This window comes from Marinobacterium rhizophilum (genome assembly GCF_024397915.1).
GTDB classification, from domain to species: domain Bacteria; phylum Pseudomonadota; class Gammaproteobacteria; order Pseudomonadales; family Balneatricaceae; genus Marinobacterium_A; species Marinobacterium_A rhizophilum_A.
This window is the reverse complement of record NZ_CP073347.1, coordinates 5165966-5182490: the sequence shown is the minus strand read 5'-3', so window position 1 is coordinate 5182490 and position 16525 is coordinate 5165966. Positions and strand designations below refer to the sequence as shown.

The 16525-nt window shown below is 54.9% G+C and carries 10 protein-coding genes and 1 pseudogene; 3 read left to right on the top strand and 8 right to left on the bottom strand.

Annotated elements, in window-relative coordinates:
• Positions 1 to 460: 460 nt before the first annotated feature.
• Positions 461 to 3448, bottom strand: a complete 2988-nt coding sequence (locus KDW95_RS23365) for a DEAD/DEAH box helicase (protein WP_255854147.1) — start codon at positions 3446 to 3448, stop codon at positions 461 to 463.
• An 87-nt stretch (positions 3449 to 3535) separates the two neighbouring features.
• On the opposite strand from KDW95_RS23365, the gene KDW95_RS23360 reads away from it, so the two are divergent.
• The gene (locus tag KDW95_RS23360) at positions 3536 to 4747 is read left to right on the top strand and encodes an IS256 family transposase (protein ID WP_255853987.1); all 1212 of its coding nucleotides are present in this window, start codon (positions 3536 to 3538) and stop codon (positions 4745 to 4747) included.
• A 124-nt stretch (positions 4748 to 4871) separates the two neighbouring features.
• Here KDW95_RS23360 and KDW95_RS23355 read toward each other — a convergent pair whose 3' ends face one another.
• The 4 genes from KDW95_RS23355 to KDW95_RS23340 all read right to left on the bottom strand — a co-directional run bounded on the left by KDW95_RS23355 (position 4872) and on the right by KDW95_RS23340 (position 10613).
• Complete coding sequence (locus tag KDW95_RS23355) at positions 4872 to 5687, bottom strand: virulence associated protein (protein WP_255854146.1); 816 nt, start codon at positions 5685 to 5687, stop codon at positions 4872 to 4874.
• 385 nt (positions 5688 to 6072) lie between these two features.
• Positions 6073 to 6690 carry a hypothetical protein gene (locus tag KDW95_RS23350; protein ID WP_255854145.1) on the bottom strand — a complete coding sequence of 206 codons (618 nt, stop codon included), beginning with the start codon at positions 6688 to 6690 and terminating at the stop codon, positions 6073 to 6075.
• 1411 nt (positions 6691 to 8101) lie between these two features.
• Complete coding sequence (locus KDW95_RS23345; protein WP_255854144.1) at positions 8102 to 9256, bottom strand: glycerate kinase; 1155 nt, start codon at positions 9254 to 9256, stop codon at positions 8102 to 8104.
• Between the two features lie 163 nt (positions 9257 to 9419).
• Positions 9420 to 10613, bottom strand: a complete 1194-nt coding sequence (locus tag KDW95_RS23340; RefSeq protein WP_255854143.1) for a sugar diacid recognition domain-containing protein — start codon at positions 10611 to 10613, stop codon at positions 9420 to 9422.
• 174 nt (positions 10614 to 10787) lie between these two features.
• On the opposite strand from KDW95_RS23340, the gene pyk reads away from it, so the two are divergent.
• Positions 10788 to 12233, top strand: a complete 1446-nt coding sequence (gene pyk / locus KDW95_RS23335; RefSeq protein ID WP_255854142.1) for a pyruvate kinase — start codon at positions 10788 to 10790, stop codon at positions 12231 to 12233.
• A 47-nt stretch (positions 12234 to 12280) separates the two neighbouring features.
• Here pyk and KDW95_RS23330 read toward each other — a convergent pair whose 3' ends face one another.
• Positions 12281 to 12904 (bottom strand): LysE family translocator, encoded by a 624-nt coding sequence (locus tag KDW95_RS23330; RefSeq protein WP_255854141.1) that lies wholly within the window; start codon positions 12902 to 12904, stop codon positions 12281 to 12283.
• A 265-nt stretch (positions 12905 to 13169) separates the two neighbouring features.
• Here KDW95_RS23330 and KDW95_RS23325 point away from each other — a divergent pair, with 265 nt between their 5' ends.
• A complete protein-coding gene (locus KDW95_RS23325; RefSeq protein ID WP_255854140.1) occupies positions 13170 to 14588 on the top strand; it encodes an aminotransferase-like domain-containing protein in 1419 nt (472 codons plus the stop codon).
• A 244-nt stretch (positions 14589 to 14832) separates the two neighbouring features.
• On the opposite strand, the pseudogene KDW95_RS23320 reads toward KDW95_RS23325, so the two are convergent.
• Together KDW95_RS23320 and KDW95_RS23315 are read right to left on the bottom strand one after the other, a co-directional pair.
• Positions 14833 to 15132 (bottom strand): annotated as a pseudogene (locus KDW95_RS23320) (aldehyde dehydrogenase (NADP(+))); the annotation flags it as partial.
• 304 nt (positions 15133 to 15436) lie between these two features.
• The gene (locus tag KDW95_RS23315) at positions 15437 to 16507 is read right to left on the bottom strand and encodes an aldose epimerase family protein (protein WP_255854139.1); all 1071 of its coding nucleotides are present in this window, start codon (positions 16505 to 16507) and stop codon (positions 15437 to 15439) included.
• Between the last annotated feature and the right edge of the window lie 18 nt (positions 16508 to 16525).

Genomic DNA, 16525 nt, shown 5'->3' with positions numbered 1-16525 from the left:
CGATCGGTGCCAGCGATAATGACGGGGGAACCCTAAAATGGGTATGTCATTGAGGCCAGACCTCGAAATCCTCCTGATCGCTGCCGCCGGATAACCCGGACGCCTTGATTAGATGGGCTGTCGGACCGCTTCCGGAATTAACAATTTGTATGCGTGCGCCCCGGTCAAACCCGCCGACTAACGGGTACATCCTGGATGATCCAACCCTCTTGAATGGGAGGATCGGCGTTACCGAGTTATTTCTAGTGGCCCACACGCGTGGCAGGATGCTCGGAAGTGGCAGCACCTCAGGTGCATAAGAGACCCTCAATAGGTGTTTGTTGCCGCATTCATCGGTGGTCAACGGACCGGAAATACGAAGCAAGCAGATCAAATTATTAAAGAGCAAGTATGGGCGAAAAGCCTAGAATTTTTTAATGCCTATTGACGTGGGGACGGCTCATAGGTGTTACACGGCTGCTTAACCACTAAAGTACGATGGAAACTTACCAATACACTCACTTACAACTTGGTGGTATGTCTTTAACATATCGGAATCGAACACATCAGAATCTACTCCTTGATCATTAAGAACAGAACCAAGGCTCTTGCAAACCTCTCTATCAACATAACCCTGAGAATAGAGCCACATTTCAAGGCTATTTGACAGTCCAAGTTTTAGACGTGTTTGCAAGCTCCTAAGAAGCTCCAATACATCATCCTCTAATCCTTTACCCTCGGCCACATCAGCTATTGCTCCGACATATAACATGGAATCAAAAGAAAGCGCACCGTCAGCCAAGTCTACTACATGGTCCATTTTAATATTTCTGCGCTGCGACCCAGCTTGATAATAAGCACCTGATTGATCCAAGTGAGCATGCAGATCAGCGTAACTACTTCCTGAAATCCATAATTTTGCAAAATCTAATATAACGTTTTCAGGCTTTATTTTGAGAAACATCTTGTTGTTATTGAGCCGAGATAGCAATGGCCAGCAAATCACAAGAAGTTCATCGGAGCTTTGAGCTTGTGCTACTTCGCCCCAATTTTCATCAAGCCAATTTTCGATTAAGAATAGATTTTTCAACCCCAGCAACGATTTTCCGAAGAATGGCCTTTTCTCTTCGGGCACAGAAAGAACGCTACTCGCGATAAGTGAAAATGCCGCCCGTAGCTTTTGTTTCTGATCGTCGTCTGACAAAAAGTAAGCTAATGTTCCTTGGGCCAACTCATCAAAGAATGTTTGAGGCGCATCTGGATTGTCTTTCAAATAGGACAAAAAATAGCTTTCTATTGCTTCGATTAAAGCTTCTTTATAATCCATCTGATCCAGTAGCGAACTGATATCAACAGCGTTTTGATTTCCTGCGTCTATACAGCTTTGTCTATAGCCGCTTGGGTTTGCGATGAACTGGATAACATCAACATTAAGTTCTGCAAAGTCAAATGGCGAGATCAAGTCAAGTAGGCTACTGGCGCAATCCTCCGCATTAGTAAAATCGAGCAAATGCATCGCTCTTTGCCATCGCCACCTTTCACGAAAATTATTGCGCTTATCAAAAACGTCTGTATCCGCAAAAATGACACTCCCTTCGGTATGGTATCCTGCTCTACCTGCTCGCCCGATGAGATTGTGGAAGTCTCGTGTGGTGATTTCTTGTCCTGCTTGAAATGTACTTGAAACAACTAAGTACCTAATTGGAAGATTCACACCCTGGGCAAGAGTTGAGGTACACACTACCAACACTGACTTATTGGATTCCATTGCCCACTCTACAGAAACACGGATACCATTAGGAGTGTTTGAGCTATGCGGCAATATTCCAAGGAAAATCGAACGAGTAAATATAAACTCATCTCCAAAATGCAAACTGGAAAGGTAAGCAATTTTGTCTAATTCGCTTTGATCGCTAGAAGTGCTAGGTGGTGGTAAAGTAAGCCCTCTTTCGTAGTAATCAACTAAAAGCTCGCATATTGACGTAACAGTACTCTTTATACCGCAGAAGATAGCAACGGGTCCTTGATGGCATAATTTAACCCCTAAATAAGCTGCGACGCTGGGGTTATCGTTTTTGGCGGGAAAAAGCCGAGCGTTCCTCTCTCGGCCTCTCGTTCCGAGGTTTATTTGCTCAATCACTCTAGGAACGAAAAAATCTCTATCTGCCTCACGATCTTGATCGATATATTGAAGTTGACCCATTGCTGTTTGCCAGCTTGCAAAGGCTGTACTTCGTACTGTTGGTAAACATCCAGCTCCTTGAATCTCAATACCGGCTTCTCCATTAAGCCATTCACCAATTGAGTTTGCGTTAGCCATTACAGCGGAGATCAATACCTTCTGAACATCATCACCTACGCGAGATTTGAGGTAGGCCATCAATAGCTCGTAGGTGACACCTCTCTTTCCAGTGTCAAACTGATGCCCTTCGTCAAAAATAAGCAAGCCGATTGAGTCTGCTAAAGCGGGTTCATGTCTAAGAAGATAAACAAGTTTCTCCGGTGTGGTAACAACTATAGACTTGGTAGCTATTCCATCCTGATCAGTTTCTCCGGTTAAAAGTTTTATAAGCTCGTCATCACTATCGGAAATATCCAGAACATCTTGCAATTCATTGATATTTACATCTTCACCTTCGAATGCCTGTTCAAATGTAGCGGTAATCTCCCTACATAAGGCTCTGAATGGCGCGACTATTACAGCAACGTCAGAGCGCCCAGACAAAAACGAGCTTCTAATTATTAATTCTGTAGATTTTGTCTTTCCCGCACTCGTGGGCATTTGCACAACAGCAGATACACCAGACAAAATTCCTTGCTCGCCCAGCAACCTCTGAGCAGGCCAAAACTCTTGAACAAATGTCGGCTTAGTAATTACATTTACCCATTGCTCTATGGGGATTTGTGTATATTTCGGCAAACAGATTATTGACGAGTTTTCGAGTTTTCTTAGCAGGATAGAAGAAATAATGTCGGCAAACAAAAGCTCTCTATCAGAACCTTTTTCGTACACTTCGTTCCTTAAGACCTGTATTGCCTGTTTAAAGCTCTGGGCATCAAGGTTTAAACCAAAGAAACTTTGAGTGGCGTAGCCGACATCATCTATTGCCTGAGTTAAATAGGTTTTTTCAACGCGATACCAATCTTCTTCGAAGTTGGACTTTAATATCCATATCAAAATTCCCTCAAGATTAGTATCAGTGAGCAGTTCTGTGTTATAGACTAAACTTTTGGCCAGAACGATGGAGCTGCCGGGCATGTTCGCTAAATAGTAGGCCGCCGAACCGATAATTTTTAGATAAATAGTCATCTCATCAGCCAGATGAGACTGAATCAAAGCATCAAAATATTGCCCAACGGATATTAGCTCAGACTTTAACTCTTCATGCTCATCAGTCTCTTCAACCTGTTGTTCTCCACGAGCTTCGATAGCAGACAGGTCGCCCAGTATCCCAATAGTCGTAATCAATAATTTACGCGGATCGACAGGTAGCTCTGAGAGTGTAAAAAAATCTGTGTAAGTGGCATTCTTCCAACCTGTTGAAAGGACAACAGAATGCCTATATCAGACACCCTTATAGATCAGTTGCTGGAAGGCTGCTCCAGCCCTGAAGATATCCTCGGCGAGTCCGGCCTTCTCAGGCAGCTCACCAAAAAAGTGGCCGAGCGAGCCTTGGAGGCCGAGATGGAAAGTCATCTCGGTTATGCAAAACACGACACAGCCGGTAAAAATACCGGCAATTCCCGCAACGGCAAGAATCGTAAGTCAGTCCGTTCCATTCACGGTGATATCGACCTGGATGTACCGCGAGACCGCAACGGCACCTTTGAGCCCCAGCTGGTTAAAAAAGGCGAGAAGCAGCTACAGGGCTTCGATGACCGGATCGTGTCGTTGTACGCCCGAGGCATGACCACCCGTGATATCCAGGCCCACTTTCAAGAAACCTACGGCGTCGAGGTCTCGCCAACCTTTATCTCCCAGGTGACGAATGCCGTGATGGATGAAGTGAATGCCTGGCAAAATCGGCCACTGGATACGGTCTACCCCATCGTCTATCTCGATGCCTTGGCGGTTCGCAGCCGCGAGTCCGGCATGGTTCAGAACAGGTCGGTTTATCTGGCGTTAGGCATCAACATGGACGGTGAGAAAGAACTGCTAGGCCTATGGATGGCGCAGACAGAGGGTGCCAAGTTCTGGCTGTCAGTGGTCACCGAGCTCAAGAACCGCGGTGTGCAGGATATCCTGATCGCCTGCGTCGATGGTCTGAAGGGGTTCCCAGAAGCCATTGAAGCCGTGTACCCCAAGACCCAGGTCCAGCTGTGTATCGTGCACCAGGTACGTTATTCGTTGCGTTACGTAAGCTGGAAACAACGTAAGGAGGTGGCTGCCGACCTGCGCACTATTTACGGCGCAGTGACACTCTCCGCAGCCGAGACTGCGCTGGACGCCTTCGCGGCCAAGTGGGACGAAGAGCACCCAACGATCAGCCGTTCCTGGCGAGCAAACTGGGAACGCCTGTGCGTGTTCTTCGATTACCCGCCACAGATCCGCAAGGTGATTTACACCACCAACGCGATCGAGTCCCTCAACGCCTCGTTGCGCAAAGTGACCAAGACTCGCCGCTCATTCCCGACCGACAAATCGGTGATGAAAGTGCTCTATCTGGCGTTGCACCACATCTCAAAGAAGTGGACGATGCCGATCAGGGACTGGAAACAGGCGATGAGTCAGTTCATCATCATTTTCGGTGATCGACTCTCACTGTGATATACCGCTACTTACACAGAAAAATTTACAGTCTCGTAGCTCTATATGAGATGCTTCATCAATAGCAAATTCATACATCTTTGCTTTCGACTTTGTAATTGCCAGCATTTTCTTTGAGGACGGTTCAAGCTTCATTTGCTGCCCTCTCGTATAGCTCATGAACCAAAGACATCAATACAGGGCCTCTAATCACTATCATCTCCAAGTGCGTTGGGGATGAATGCTCCTTAGTTGAAGCTTCAGCTAAGGTTTCGACGCAACATGAACTATCAGTCAGAACCGCTGCTGCCCCAAATTTTGTTTTATATGGGTGGTCAACATTTTTTTGAAATCTTGAGATGATGCCCATTCCAGCAAAATCTCTCTGATCATACAGCCTTTGCTTTGCACCGTTTAATGACTCCGCAAGTCTAGCCTCATCCTTTGAACTGTCGTCAATTGCGGTTTGCAATGTGTTTTTGGATTTGTTCTCAGAAAGGCGAGCCTTGACCTCGTATATTAATAATTCGTCTTTGCTGGAGGGGGTTTTATTCTTTTGCTTAAAACCCAAAACATCTGAACCCTTGGATGACTCATTACCAATTATCTTCCGGTCGTAGCGAGTTCTTGGAACATAGTAATCGTGGAGAAACACCAAATAGTCAGCGACCAAAATTTCAGCGAAATCTCCTGCACGGATACTTGGCCCAGGGCTTTTAGTTTTATGCGGGAACTTTAGATTTAACAAATAATCTTTATTTGTCATCCCTTGAGGCTTGAGTATTTCTATTGCATCATCAGCGCAATAGTGATTCCTAAAATGTCTTGCCCAGTGTGACATTGCCTCTTCATTGGTCACATCGTAAGCGAACTCAAATACAGGGACTTTATCACCTGTTGAAATAGAGATTACTTCACCAGTATCGTGAAGCCACTGAATATGTTCTTTAGTCCAAGGCATTTGCAGTTTACCGCGCCCTTTTATGTTTAATTATTCGTGTTGATCAAAGTGCTAATCTACGCAGGTGCCGTGTAACGCTGCCAACACAGGCCGAGCGAAGCGAGGTCCAGCCAGCGCGCTTTTAGCGCTGGCGATTGTGCTTGGCCTTGTTAGCATTTTGTTTAGATTGATGTGTAAGTCTTACCTTCGATTAAGCCACCGCGGTGTTTGTCAACGTAGTTACGCGTGTTGCCTGACCAGCGCGCCGGTTGTTCAGCACGGGCTTGCTGGTACAGCGCATCGAAAGGTAAATGGGGTCAGGTCTTGTCTTTTGCTGAGGGGTAAAAGGCAAGACTTGACCCCATGCCCCGTGCGACTTGATGGCCTTGTTAAGCCATAAACGCTCTTACTTTGTAGGCTTCTTGCAATCGTAGACATGTGTGGCCCTAGGGGTTTCCACACCGTAATGTTTTAAGTAGCTATCAAGGTTTTCTCCCGCATCAGTGCCTGATTCGCACAACATGGACATAATTCCTAGCAATGTCTTCGAATTGCCTTTTGTTAGGGTGCCATCACCTACTTTGTAACTTAAAGACTCCATGAACAAGTTCATATTTTCTAGACCGGTATAGAACGTCATTATCCGAGCTACGACACCAGACTCAAGAATTCCGAGTTTGTCCAAGTTATTGTCAAAAACTTTCGGTTTTTGAAGATTTTTCCAAAAAATGAACTTTGAGGGAGTTATGGAGCTATCTTCTTCCTCATCAACGTTTTCACCTAACAATGAACCTTTAATTTCCTCTTTATATGCAGCAAGAAAATCTTCAGCTTTGTGGGTGATTCCGTAAATCTCCCAACGAATAGCTGTAACCAAAGAAATTCGAGTTTCAAACAGTTGTCTATTTCTTTCAGAGTCATGAGCGATTAGTGCACTATAAGTACCAATCGGAATTCCCACGACCGCAACGATTGCAGCGATTAATGTTTGCCAAGCTTTGAGTGTTCGGAGTATTTCTTTCATATTTATCATTGCTAAACGTACCGCTGAATTTTTCGGCATAACAGTCTGTTAATGTGGCCTTCGGCCTCATAATACTTATTAGAAGGTATACCTTTTTATTTTCACGACCAACTCTGGCATGGCGTACAACGTATTGATTTTCTTATAAAAACCATACTTATAAAGATTCAATTTGATACTGAAAAGGTATTTTACCTCGACACCACCCCGACCAAAAGGTATTAGTATAGGCTCTTATGAACATTTCAAGGACGAGGTGTTACAGATGGCAAAATCTCCTTTTCTCCAATTCGTCGAGGACTTCATGCGGGCTCAACGCTATAGTCACCGAACGATTGATTCCTGCCTCTACTGGATCAAACTCTTTATTCTGTTCAGCGAAAAGCAGCATCCGTCGGTCCTCTGGGTTCAAGGGATTTGTATAGCAGCCCCAACAATCCAACCCATTCCCAGAACCAACCCAACCCGGTAAAGAGACCAACCTCCACGCCTTGAAGATAGTCGGCTTTCCTTTCCCTTGATCCTTTCACCTTGTTCCTTTGCTACTGCTCTTCCACGCTACCGCCCTAACGATGACGAAATACGGGCCTGCGCTGCAGGCAGGGCCAGGAAGAACGGAAGGATTTAGATTGGGGAGGGAGTTCACCCAGCCTGGCTTCCGTTGCTCAGCTGACGATGTTCTGTATGACGATCAAAAATGCACCGGTATTCCGTTGGTGTCTTCAGCATCATGCCGAAAGCAGGGGCAAGGAGCAAGGCATGAGGGGCAAGGGTCAAGTAAAAAGTGGCAAGGTGATTGGTGATTCGTGATTCGTGATTCGTGATCAATCATGGCGGTGCGCCCCACGGTGCAATTCGCAGGCTCATTGGCACCCTACCAAAGCATCCATTGCCGCATCGGCAGCAATCCGGCGACCAACAGCCCTGCCCGCCCGCATTGCCGGTTTCATATCCAGCTTCCCATTACCACCCATACATCAGAACGGCTTTCACTCCCCCTTGTGACGCCGGCGAGCACTGGTGTCATTATGCGATCAGGCCCGCAGGGGCGAGACAGGGACTGTCGAGCTGCAGATTGAGGACATGGATGTCCTCTTAACTGCACCCGCAGAATGGCGCCAGAGCGCAGCAAGCAGGCGTCATTGGGGGCGTATTCTTCAAGGTAAAGAGCCTTGGATACTTTCTTTGCGCGTACGCCGACAGGCGAAACACAGCCTCCCAGAAACCCCATACAGGTACAGCTGGCAGGTAGTAGAGGCTGACAACATTTGCCACGACCACAGCTCCGCTGCGGATGTCGGAATTCGCTGCGCTCAATGCCAACCTACGAATTTACGACCTACAAATTACCAACCCACCCCGAATTCCGGAGACACTTAGCCCCTCTCGGCACTCAGCCGATACCCAGAGGTTACCGCCGCTTGGCCTCGAACCTCTGTGCCAGCTGCCAGGTGGCGGCGATGTTGCGGGCGGTGCGGTACAGGTTGTCGGCGGCATCCTCCAGCGCCTGGGGCAGTGTCACCACCCCTGGAACTATGCTGAACAGCGCATCGATGCCGTGGGCGTGCACCAGGTCCGAATCCTCGCTGACCGAGCCCGCCAGGGCGATGACCGGTACGCCGGCCTTCTGGGCGCGCTTGCTGACCCCCACCGGGGTCTTGCCGCGCACGGTCTGGCTGTCGATACGCCCTTCCCCGGTGATCACCAGGTCTGCACCCTCCAGCTGGCGGTCGATCTCCACCGCATCCAGCACGATATCGATGCCGCTTTTAAGCCGTGCCCGGGTAAAGGCCAGAAAGGCGCCGCCCAGGCCACCGGCGGCACCGGCCCCCGGGGTCGCGTCTATATCCTTGCCGTGGCAGGCCAGCACGACTTCGGCGAAGCGGCCCAGGCAGGCATCCAGCCGTTTGACCATCTGGGCATCGGCGCCCTTTTGCGGGCCGAATACCGCCGAGGCACCGTATTCGCCGGTCAGCGGGTTGTCCACATCGCAGGCGATCTCGAACCGGGTCTCGGCCAGGCGCGGGTCCATCTGGCTGGCATCGATGCTGTGCAGGCCTTGCAGCGCGCCACCGCCGGCACCAATGTCGTTGCCCTCTGCGTCCAGCAGCCGCACACCGAGCGCCTGCAGCATGCCGGCACCGGCATCGTTGGTGGCACTGCCGCCCAGGCCGACGATGATATGGCGCGCGCCGGCATCCAGCGCCGCTATGATCAGCTCGCCGGTGCCCCGGGTGGTGGCATGCCAGGGATTGCGCTGGCTTGCGGGCACCAGGTCCAGCCCGGAGGCGGCGGCAGATTCAATCACCGCGGTCTTGCCGTCCCCCAGGGTGCCCCAGCAGGCGGAGACCGTCTCGCCCATGGGGCCGGTCACCTCGGCACTGAACAGGGTGCCGCCCGTCGCGGCCACCAGTGCCTCGGTGGTGCCTTCGCCGCCATCGGCCACCGGCAGCAGTACCAGTTCGGCATCGGCGAACACCGAGGAAAAGCCGCGGCCTATGGCCTGGGCCACGCCTTGCGCGGACAGGCTTTCCTTGAATGAGTCAGGTGCGATCAGAATCTTCATGTTCGGCTTCCCATCGGTCAGGATTGCTTCATCGATAATGACACCATAGTGGCACGGCAGCGGGCCGCCGTGCTTTGGCGACGACACCAAATACTGCCGGGGCCGGCACTGCTTTTTTGTACGATTGCACAATGATGGACAAATTCCGCCCCCGTGCCCACCGTTACCGGCCCGCCCGCCTGAGGCTGTGCAGGCGCAGGGTGACAAGCAGCTGCAGCAACTGATCGACCCGCCCCAGGTCCAGTTGCAGCAGGGTGCCGATCTTGTCGAGCCGGTAGCGCAGGGTATTGCGGTGAATATGGAGCTGCGCTGCCGTGCGCGCCAGGTCCATGTTCTCGGCCAGGTAGGTTTCCAGGGTTTTCTGCAGGGCGCCGTTCTTGTCCTGCGCCAGAAAGCTGTCGAATGCGTGCAGCAGTTGCCGGCCGGCCCAGCCCTGGGCCCCGTCCAGCAGCAACAGGTCCAGTGCCACGTCGGCGGCAAAGCTCAGGCGGCCGGCGGGCGTGCTGTCCCGCGTTACGGCCAGGGTCTTGAGCGCGCTGCGATAGGACTGGGCCAGGCCGTCACTGGCGCTAAAATAGTCACCCACACAGGCGCGGTACTGCACCCCCGGTTGCTGACCCAGCAGCCTGAAACGACCCTCAAGCTGGCGCCGCAGCAGGCTGCGATCCCAGCGCGGGCACGCCTGCTGAGCCTGCGCCTCGACCAGGCTAACGGGCAGCAGCATTACCAGCTGGCGCGCCGTGGTAATGGCCAGCAGGCTGCCATGGCCACCGGACTCCGCCTGTTGCTGCAGCTGCTGTTGCAGTTGCTGCAATTGCGCCAGCGGCAGATCGGCGCCGCTGCCGGACTGCACGATATCCAGCACCAGAGCCACCCGCGGCACGCCCAGATCAAGCTGCAGCCGCGCCAGGCGATCCTCGAACAGCGAATCGGTCTTGCCCCCCTCGATCAGGCGCAGCAGCACGCTCTCGCGCTGGCGGCTGTCCCATTGCACTTCTGCGGTCAGTGCCGCCTGTTCCACAATCAGCTCGGCCGTCATGACCACCAGGTCGGCGTAACGACGCACCTCCTCCGGCTCGCCGGTAATGCCCACTACACCGATGATATCGCCGCTGCTGCGGATCGGCAGGTTGACGCCGCCACGCGCACCGCTGAGCCTGCCGGCCTGGTCCCGGGCAATGTCCACCTCGCTCTGGCTGCTGAGCACATGCAGCGCGCCCTCGTGCAACTGATCGATGCGCAGTGGATCGCCGGAACCAATAATGACACCGTGGTGATCCATCACGTTGACGTTCACACCGGTGATTTTCATCGCCCGATCGACGATTTTCTGCGCCATCTGTCGGTCTATAAACATCGCTTTCACTCTTGTGCGCCTGAGCGCTGCACGGGTTCCCAGCCAGCATCATGACTGTTCACTTGCACAAAAAACAAGCCGCCGGCGTGCTTTTTTTCTGGCGCCTGAACGAAGCCCTGTAACACAGCAGCGGTAATAATTAACGCAGTCCGAATCCACAGCGCAGGTGCTCCAGTGAGAAGAACCAAGATAGTTGCGACCCTAGGCCCATCCAGCGAAACCCCGGAACAAATCGCCCGCCTGGTCAAGGCCGGCGTCGACGTGGTACGGCTCAACTTCTCCCACGGCACCGCCGAAGAACACCAGCTGCGGGCTGACCGGGTGCGCGAAACTGCCCGCGCCCAGGGCCGCTATGTCGCCATCCTGGGCGACCTGCAGGGCCCCAAGATTCGTATCTCCCGCTTTGCCGAAGGCCCGGTATGCCTGGCCGCCGGCGACAGTTTTATCCTGGATGCGGCCCTGGCGAAAGATGCCGGCAACCAGCAGCGGGTCGGTATCGACTACAAGGAACTGGTGGATGACTGCAGCGCCGGCGATATCCTGCTGCTGGATGACGGCCGCCTGGTGCTGGAAGTCAGCGGCGTGCAGGGCCGCGAAATCCACACCCAAGTGCAGATCGGCGGCAAGCTGTCCAACAACAAGGGCATTAACCGCCAGGGCGGCGGCCTCTCGGCAGAAGCCCTGACCGACAAGGACAAGGCCGATATCCTGGCGGCGGCAAAGATCGGCGTGGACTACCTGGCCGTGTCCTTCCCCCGCAGCGGCGACGATATCCGCTATGCCCGCGACCTGCTCGAAGCCACCGGCAGCAAGGCCGGTATCATCGCCAAGGTTGAACGGGCCGAGGCGGTCAGCAGCACCGAGGTGCTGGACGGCATTATCGATGCATCCAACGGCGTGATGGTGGCGCGCGGTGACCTGGGCGTGGAAATCGGCGATGCCGAGCTGATTGGCGTGCAGAAGCAGATCATCGAGCGCGCCCGCAAGCGCAACAAGATCGTGATCACCGCCACCCAGATGATGGAGTCCATGATCAGCAGCCCGATGCCGACCCGCGCCGAGGTTTCAGACGTGGCCAATGCCGTGTTCGATGGCACCGATGCGGTGATGCTGTCGGCCGAAACCGCCGCCGGCGACTACCCGGTGGAAACAGTGGAAGCCATGGTGCGTGTGATCAACGGTGCCGAAAAGCACCCGAGCATGCACAGCTCAAAACACCGCATCAACCAGGAGTTCACCCAGATCGACGAAACCATCGGCCTGGCCGCCATGTACGCCGCCAACCACCTGGTGGGGGTCAAGGCCCTGGTCTGCATGACGGCCACCGGTGCCACACCGCTGCTGATGTCCCGCATGAGCTCGTCACTGCCGATCTTCGCGCTGGCGCCCAGCGGCGAAACCCTGCGTCGCGTAGCGCTGTTCCGCGGTGTGAACCCGCTGGCCTACGACCTGTCCGTCCTGTCGAACGACCAGATCAACCAGCAGGCCGTGGATGCCCTCAAGGAGCTGGATGTGGTGGCCGATGGCGACCTGGTGCTGATCACCAAGGGGGACTACATGAACGTGCACGGCGGCACCAACACCTTGAAACTGGTAAGAGTCGGCCAGCCAATTCACTAAGCCGCTCCCCGCAAACCGCCACCGCGCACTGCACGGTGGCGGCCTTGTCACAGCAGAATCAGGCTGACACAGGCCGCCGTCAGCCCGCCCATCACCAGGTTGAACAGCCGCCAGTGCATGGGGGTTTTCAGACGTCGCCCCAGCGCCACCCCGAACCCGGCCCAGAGCGCAATCGACGGCAGGTTCACCAGTCCCATCACCCCGATCACCACCACCACCGAGGCAATGAAAGCGTCGCCGCTCAGGGTAAAGGAGGCGATGCCGCTGATCGCCATCACCCAGGCCTTGGGGTTGGCGAACTGGAAAGCCGCCGCCTGCCAGAACGTCAGCGGCCCCGAGCCATCGGCCGCAACACCGAGCCGATCCGGCGCAGGCGCCGTGGCGATCTTCCAGGCCAGCCAGAGCAGGTAGAGGCTGCCCACCAGCTTGAGCCCCTGCTGCAGGGCCGGCCATTGCAAGAACACCGCGTTCAGTCCCATCGCCACGGCCATCATCAGTACCATCACCCCGATGGAGATACCCAGCATGTGGGGCAAGGTGCGGCGAAAGCCGTAGAGCGCACCGGAGGCGGTGAGCATCATGTTATTCGGGCCGGGCGTAGCGGACATGCTGAAGGCAAACAGCATCATCGGGCCGGTCAGCGCCAGCAGTTCAGCCGCCGACACACTCATGCGAATACCTCCCGGCTGCACGGGGAGCAGAGCTTTTCAAAACAGGGCAATCGGACGGGCCGCATGGCGCACCTCGGCTTTATGGGTCGACCGGTGAAATTGTACGGATACAATTAACACCAAACCGCCATTAATATTGAAAAAATTCGACAGAAGACAGTATTATCCAGCGACACTGAGGGTTCAATTACGATTTTGTCACGCATACAATCAATTGCACCCCCGACAAAACGGCCCCCAACAGAATGCCCCGCCGGAGAAGACCATGACTGTTCAGGACCGCGCACGCGCGCGCTGCCACTGGCTGCCAGAACCCGACCGCAAAGGCCCGCTCTACAAGGCCCTGGTCGATCAGCTGGCCGGCGATATTGCCGACGGCAGCCTCAAACCCGGCGACCGCCTGCCACCGCAGCGCCTGCTGGCGGACGCACTGCAGGTGACCGTTGGCACCGTCACCCGCGCCTACCGCGAGGCGGAACGCCGCGGCCTGGTGGAGGCCCGGATCGGCAGTGGCACCCGGGTGCGGGCGCAGCAGGCACCGGCGTCCGGCTTTCGTCACCTGTCCGCCGCCGACCAGAACAGCATTGACCTGTCACTGAGCACCCCGATCGAGACGCCGCTGCGCCAGCAGCAGCTGTCCGCCCTGATGGAACGCCTGGCCAGCAACTCCGACGTGGTGCTGACGGCACTGAATTACCAGCCCGAACAGGGCAATGCCGCACAGCGGGCGAGCCTTGCCCGCTGGCTCAGCGCCCAGGGCCTGCCCATGGCGGCCGACGAGCTGGTGCTGACCGACGGCGGCCAGCACGCCGACTTCCTGGCGCTGCAGGTGCTGGTACGCCCCGGCGAAGCCGTGGCTTCCGATGCCCTGACCTACCCCGGCATGATCGCCGCCGCCCGCCAGCTGGGACTCAAGCACCTGGCCGTGCCGATGGATGCCCAGGGTATGCGCCCGGATGCGCTGGACAGGCTCTGCCAGCAACAGCGCATCCGCCTGCTGTACCTGATGCCCGAGCACAACAACCCCACCGGGGCACAGATGAGCCAGGCCCGGCGCGAAGCCATCGTCGCGGTGGCCCGGCGCCATGACCTGCTGCTGCTGGAGGATGGGGTGCAGTACGTCGCCCCGGAGCATCGCGGCCAGGCTTTTTACCAGCTGGCGCCGGAGCGCTCACTGTACATTTTCAGCGTTTCGAAGATCCTGGCCGGGGGCCTGCGTTTTGGCGCCCTGCGCGCGCCGGCCAGCCTGATGACACAGCTCGGCGCCGGGCTGCGGGCCCAGTGCTGGGCCACCGCCAGCCTGCCGGGGGCCATCGCCTGCGAATGGTTCGAGTCCGGCATGGCCGACAGCCTCATCGCCTGGCAATGGCAGGAACTGGCAGCCCGCCAACAGCTCATGCTTGAATGCCTGCAAGGATATGAACTGAATTACCACCCCTGTGGTCTGCATGCCTGGCTGCTATTGCCCGACCCCTGGCGGGCAGTCGATTTCGTGCAGCAGGCCGCGGAGAGCGGTGTCACCCTGATTGGTGCCGAACCCTTCTGCGTGGGCAGCCAGCCGGCGCCCCAGGCGGTACGCATCTGCATCACGCCGCCGCCCACACGGGAGTTGCTGCAGCTTGCGCTGCAGCGCCTGAAAACACTGCTGAACGAAGGTCCACCGATGAAAGCGCTGCTGGTGTGAAGTGATTAGTAACCTGGCCGGCAAATCCATCATCAGCCGGAATGAAATCGAGAAATGGTGGGAATCTGCTGCGCGGGCGAACTAGGAGGCTGTCCGAGAATGCTGGCCGTAGCGAGAGCCGGCTGGTTTGAGCGGGTTTTTGCGGTGTTTTGAGGCGAATAGTGGTTCTATTCTACGAAAAACAGCACAAAAAACAGCCAAATCCAGATAGCTCGTAGTAGGTTGAGTATTGTCGGACAGCCTCCTAGCGCAGATCTTCCGGCAGCAGGTCCGCTGGAATGTTCTGGTAGCACACCGGGCGCAGGAAGCGACGGATCGACATCGTGCCCACGGAGGTGGCGCCGAAATTGGTGGACGCCGGGTAAGGCCCGCCATGCACCATGGTATCGGACACCTCGACCCCGGTGGGAAAGCCATTGGCCAGCACCCGCCCGGCCTTGCGCTCGAGGATCGGCAGCAAGGCCTGCGCCTGCGCCTGCGCCGTGTCGGCGCTGTCCAGCTGCAGGGTACAGGTTACGATATGGCGTGCAAACAAGCGCAGCTGCCGGTACTGAGCGCCCTCTGCGGCGAAGACCTGAATTGGTGGTTCGGCGACGAGCTCGAGGCGCAACTACGCGGCACGGCCCCTCCGATGGATATACCGAAAGACAAGCCGAAACGGCCACCATGCCGAAACCCTGAGCGCACGGCGGAAGCTCCTGGGAAGCACGCCCAAAACCGAACAACATCACCCGATATCCCGGATATTGATTCGCGTACAACCGCTTGGCTTGTAATGTACCGCGCGGGGCTGCAAACGAAGGAACTCCTTCAGTTTAATGCCCAACAGCTCACAAGCTGATCAAATATCAAACGCCTTTCAATACTTCGACACGATAACTGAAGCACTGTTTATAGGTGTCACCAGGCATCAGCAGAGTCGACGGAAAGGCCGGTTGATTCGGTGTGTCCGGAAAATGCTGGGGTTCCAGACAAAAGCCGGCGAAAGGGCCATAGTCTTTACCACCACGACCAGCCAGACTCTGCAGATATTGGCCCGTATAGAACTGCATACCCGGCTGCGTCGAAACCAACTGTAGCTGCAACCCCGTCGCCTCACAGAAAGCACTCGCCATTCTCAGATTTTCCGCGGAATTGTGACACTTGAAGACATAGCAGTGGTCGATTCCGCCGCGCAGTGCAAGGAGTGGATCAGAGGGTGCCAGCGCCTCCTCAAGGGATCTTGCCCGGCTGAAGTCCAGGGCTGTGTCATTGATCGGCACAATCGAGCCGGTTGGAATGCCAGAACGGTCTATCTCAACAACCTGGTTACTGGGAATTAAGAAGCGGTGGTCTTTGATGCTGTTGTCATCGCGGCCTGACAGATTGAAATAGAGATGACTGGTAATATTGACATGGGTGGCGCGATCAGAGGTGGCTAGCACTGTGAACGTCAGGCGGTTATCATTGTCCAGGCGTAGTGTCACACCGCAATCCAGCGTGCCTGGATAATGCTCATCGCCGTCCGCCGAGAGCAATCGTGCGGTTAGCGTAGCCCCCTCCTTATCGCTGTATATCCTTTCAACAGCCCAGATGCATTTATCAAAACCGCCTGGACCACCATGCAGATGGTGTTGGTCTTCATTCTTGGCCAGATTGAAGTCTTCATCCAGTACCGGTAGCCGGGCATTGGCGATACGGTTGGCATAGCGTCCGATTGTGGCATTAACAAAAGCCGTCTGGTGCCTGAGAGTGGCAAAGTTCGGGAAGCCCAGTACCACGTTCACGGAGTTGCCTTCGCAATCCGGAACGATAAAATCGGTAAGGGTAAGGCCATAATTCAGCACACCGACACGGACGCCGCGGTCATTGCTCAGCCAGTACTGCTGAATATCCCCCAATTGCGCATCACGGGCGTATAGTTGTCTTTCTATTATCATTATCGGGCTCTATAAGAT

Bases quoted from the DNA above. Each gene is read 5' to 3' on its own strand.
- KDW95_RS23325 (WP_255854140.1), top strand. From the start codon at position 13,170: ATGACTGTTCAGGACCGCGCACGCGCGCGCTGCCACTGGCTGCCAGAA.
- KDW95_RS23355 (WP_255854146.1), bottom strand. From the start codon at position 5,687: ATGCCTTGGACTAAAGAACATATTCAGTGGCTTCACGATACTGGTGAA.
- KDW95_RS23330 (WP_255854141.1), bottom strand. From the start codon at position 12,904: ATGAGTGTGTCGGCGGCTGAACTGCTGGCGCTGACCGGCCCGATGATG.
- KDW95_RS23315 (WP_255854139.1), bottom strand. From the start codon at position 16,507: ATGATAATAGAAAGACAACTATACGCCCGTGATGCGCAATTGGGGGAT.
- KDW95_RS23350 (WP_255854145.1), bottom strand. From the start codon at position 6,690: ATGAAAGAAATACTCCGAACACTCAAAGCTTGGCAAACATTAATCGCT.
- KDW95_RS23345 (WP_255854144.1), bottom strand. From the start codon at position 9,256: ATGAAGATTCTGATCGCACCTGACTCATTCAAGGAAAGCCTGTCCGCG.
- KDW95_RS23340 (WP_255854143.1), bottom strand. From the start codon at position 10,613: ATGTTTATAGACCGACAGATGGCGCAGAAAATCGTCGATCGGGCGATG.
- KDW95_RS23360 (WP_255853987.1), top strand. From the start codon at position 3,536: ATGCCTATATCAGACACCCTTATAGATCAGTTGCTGGAAGGCTGCTCC.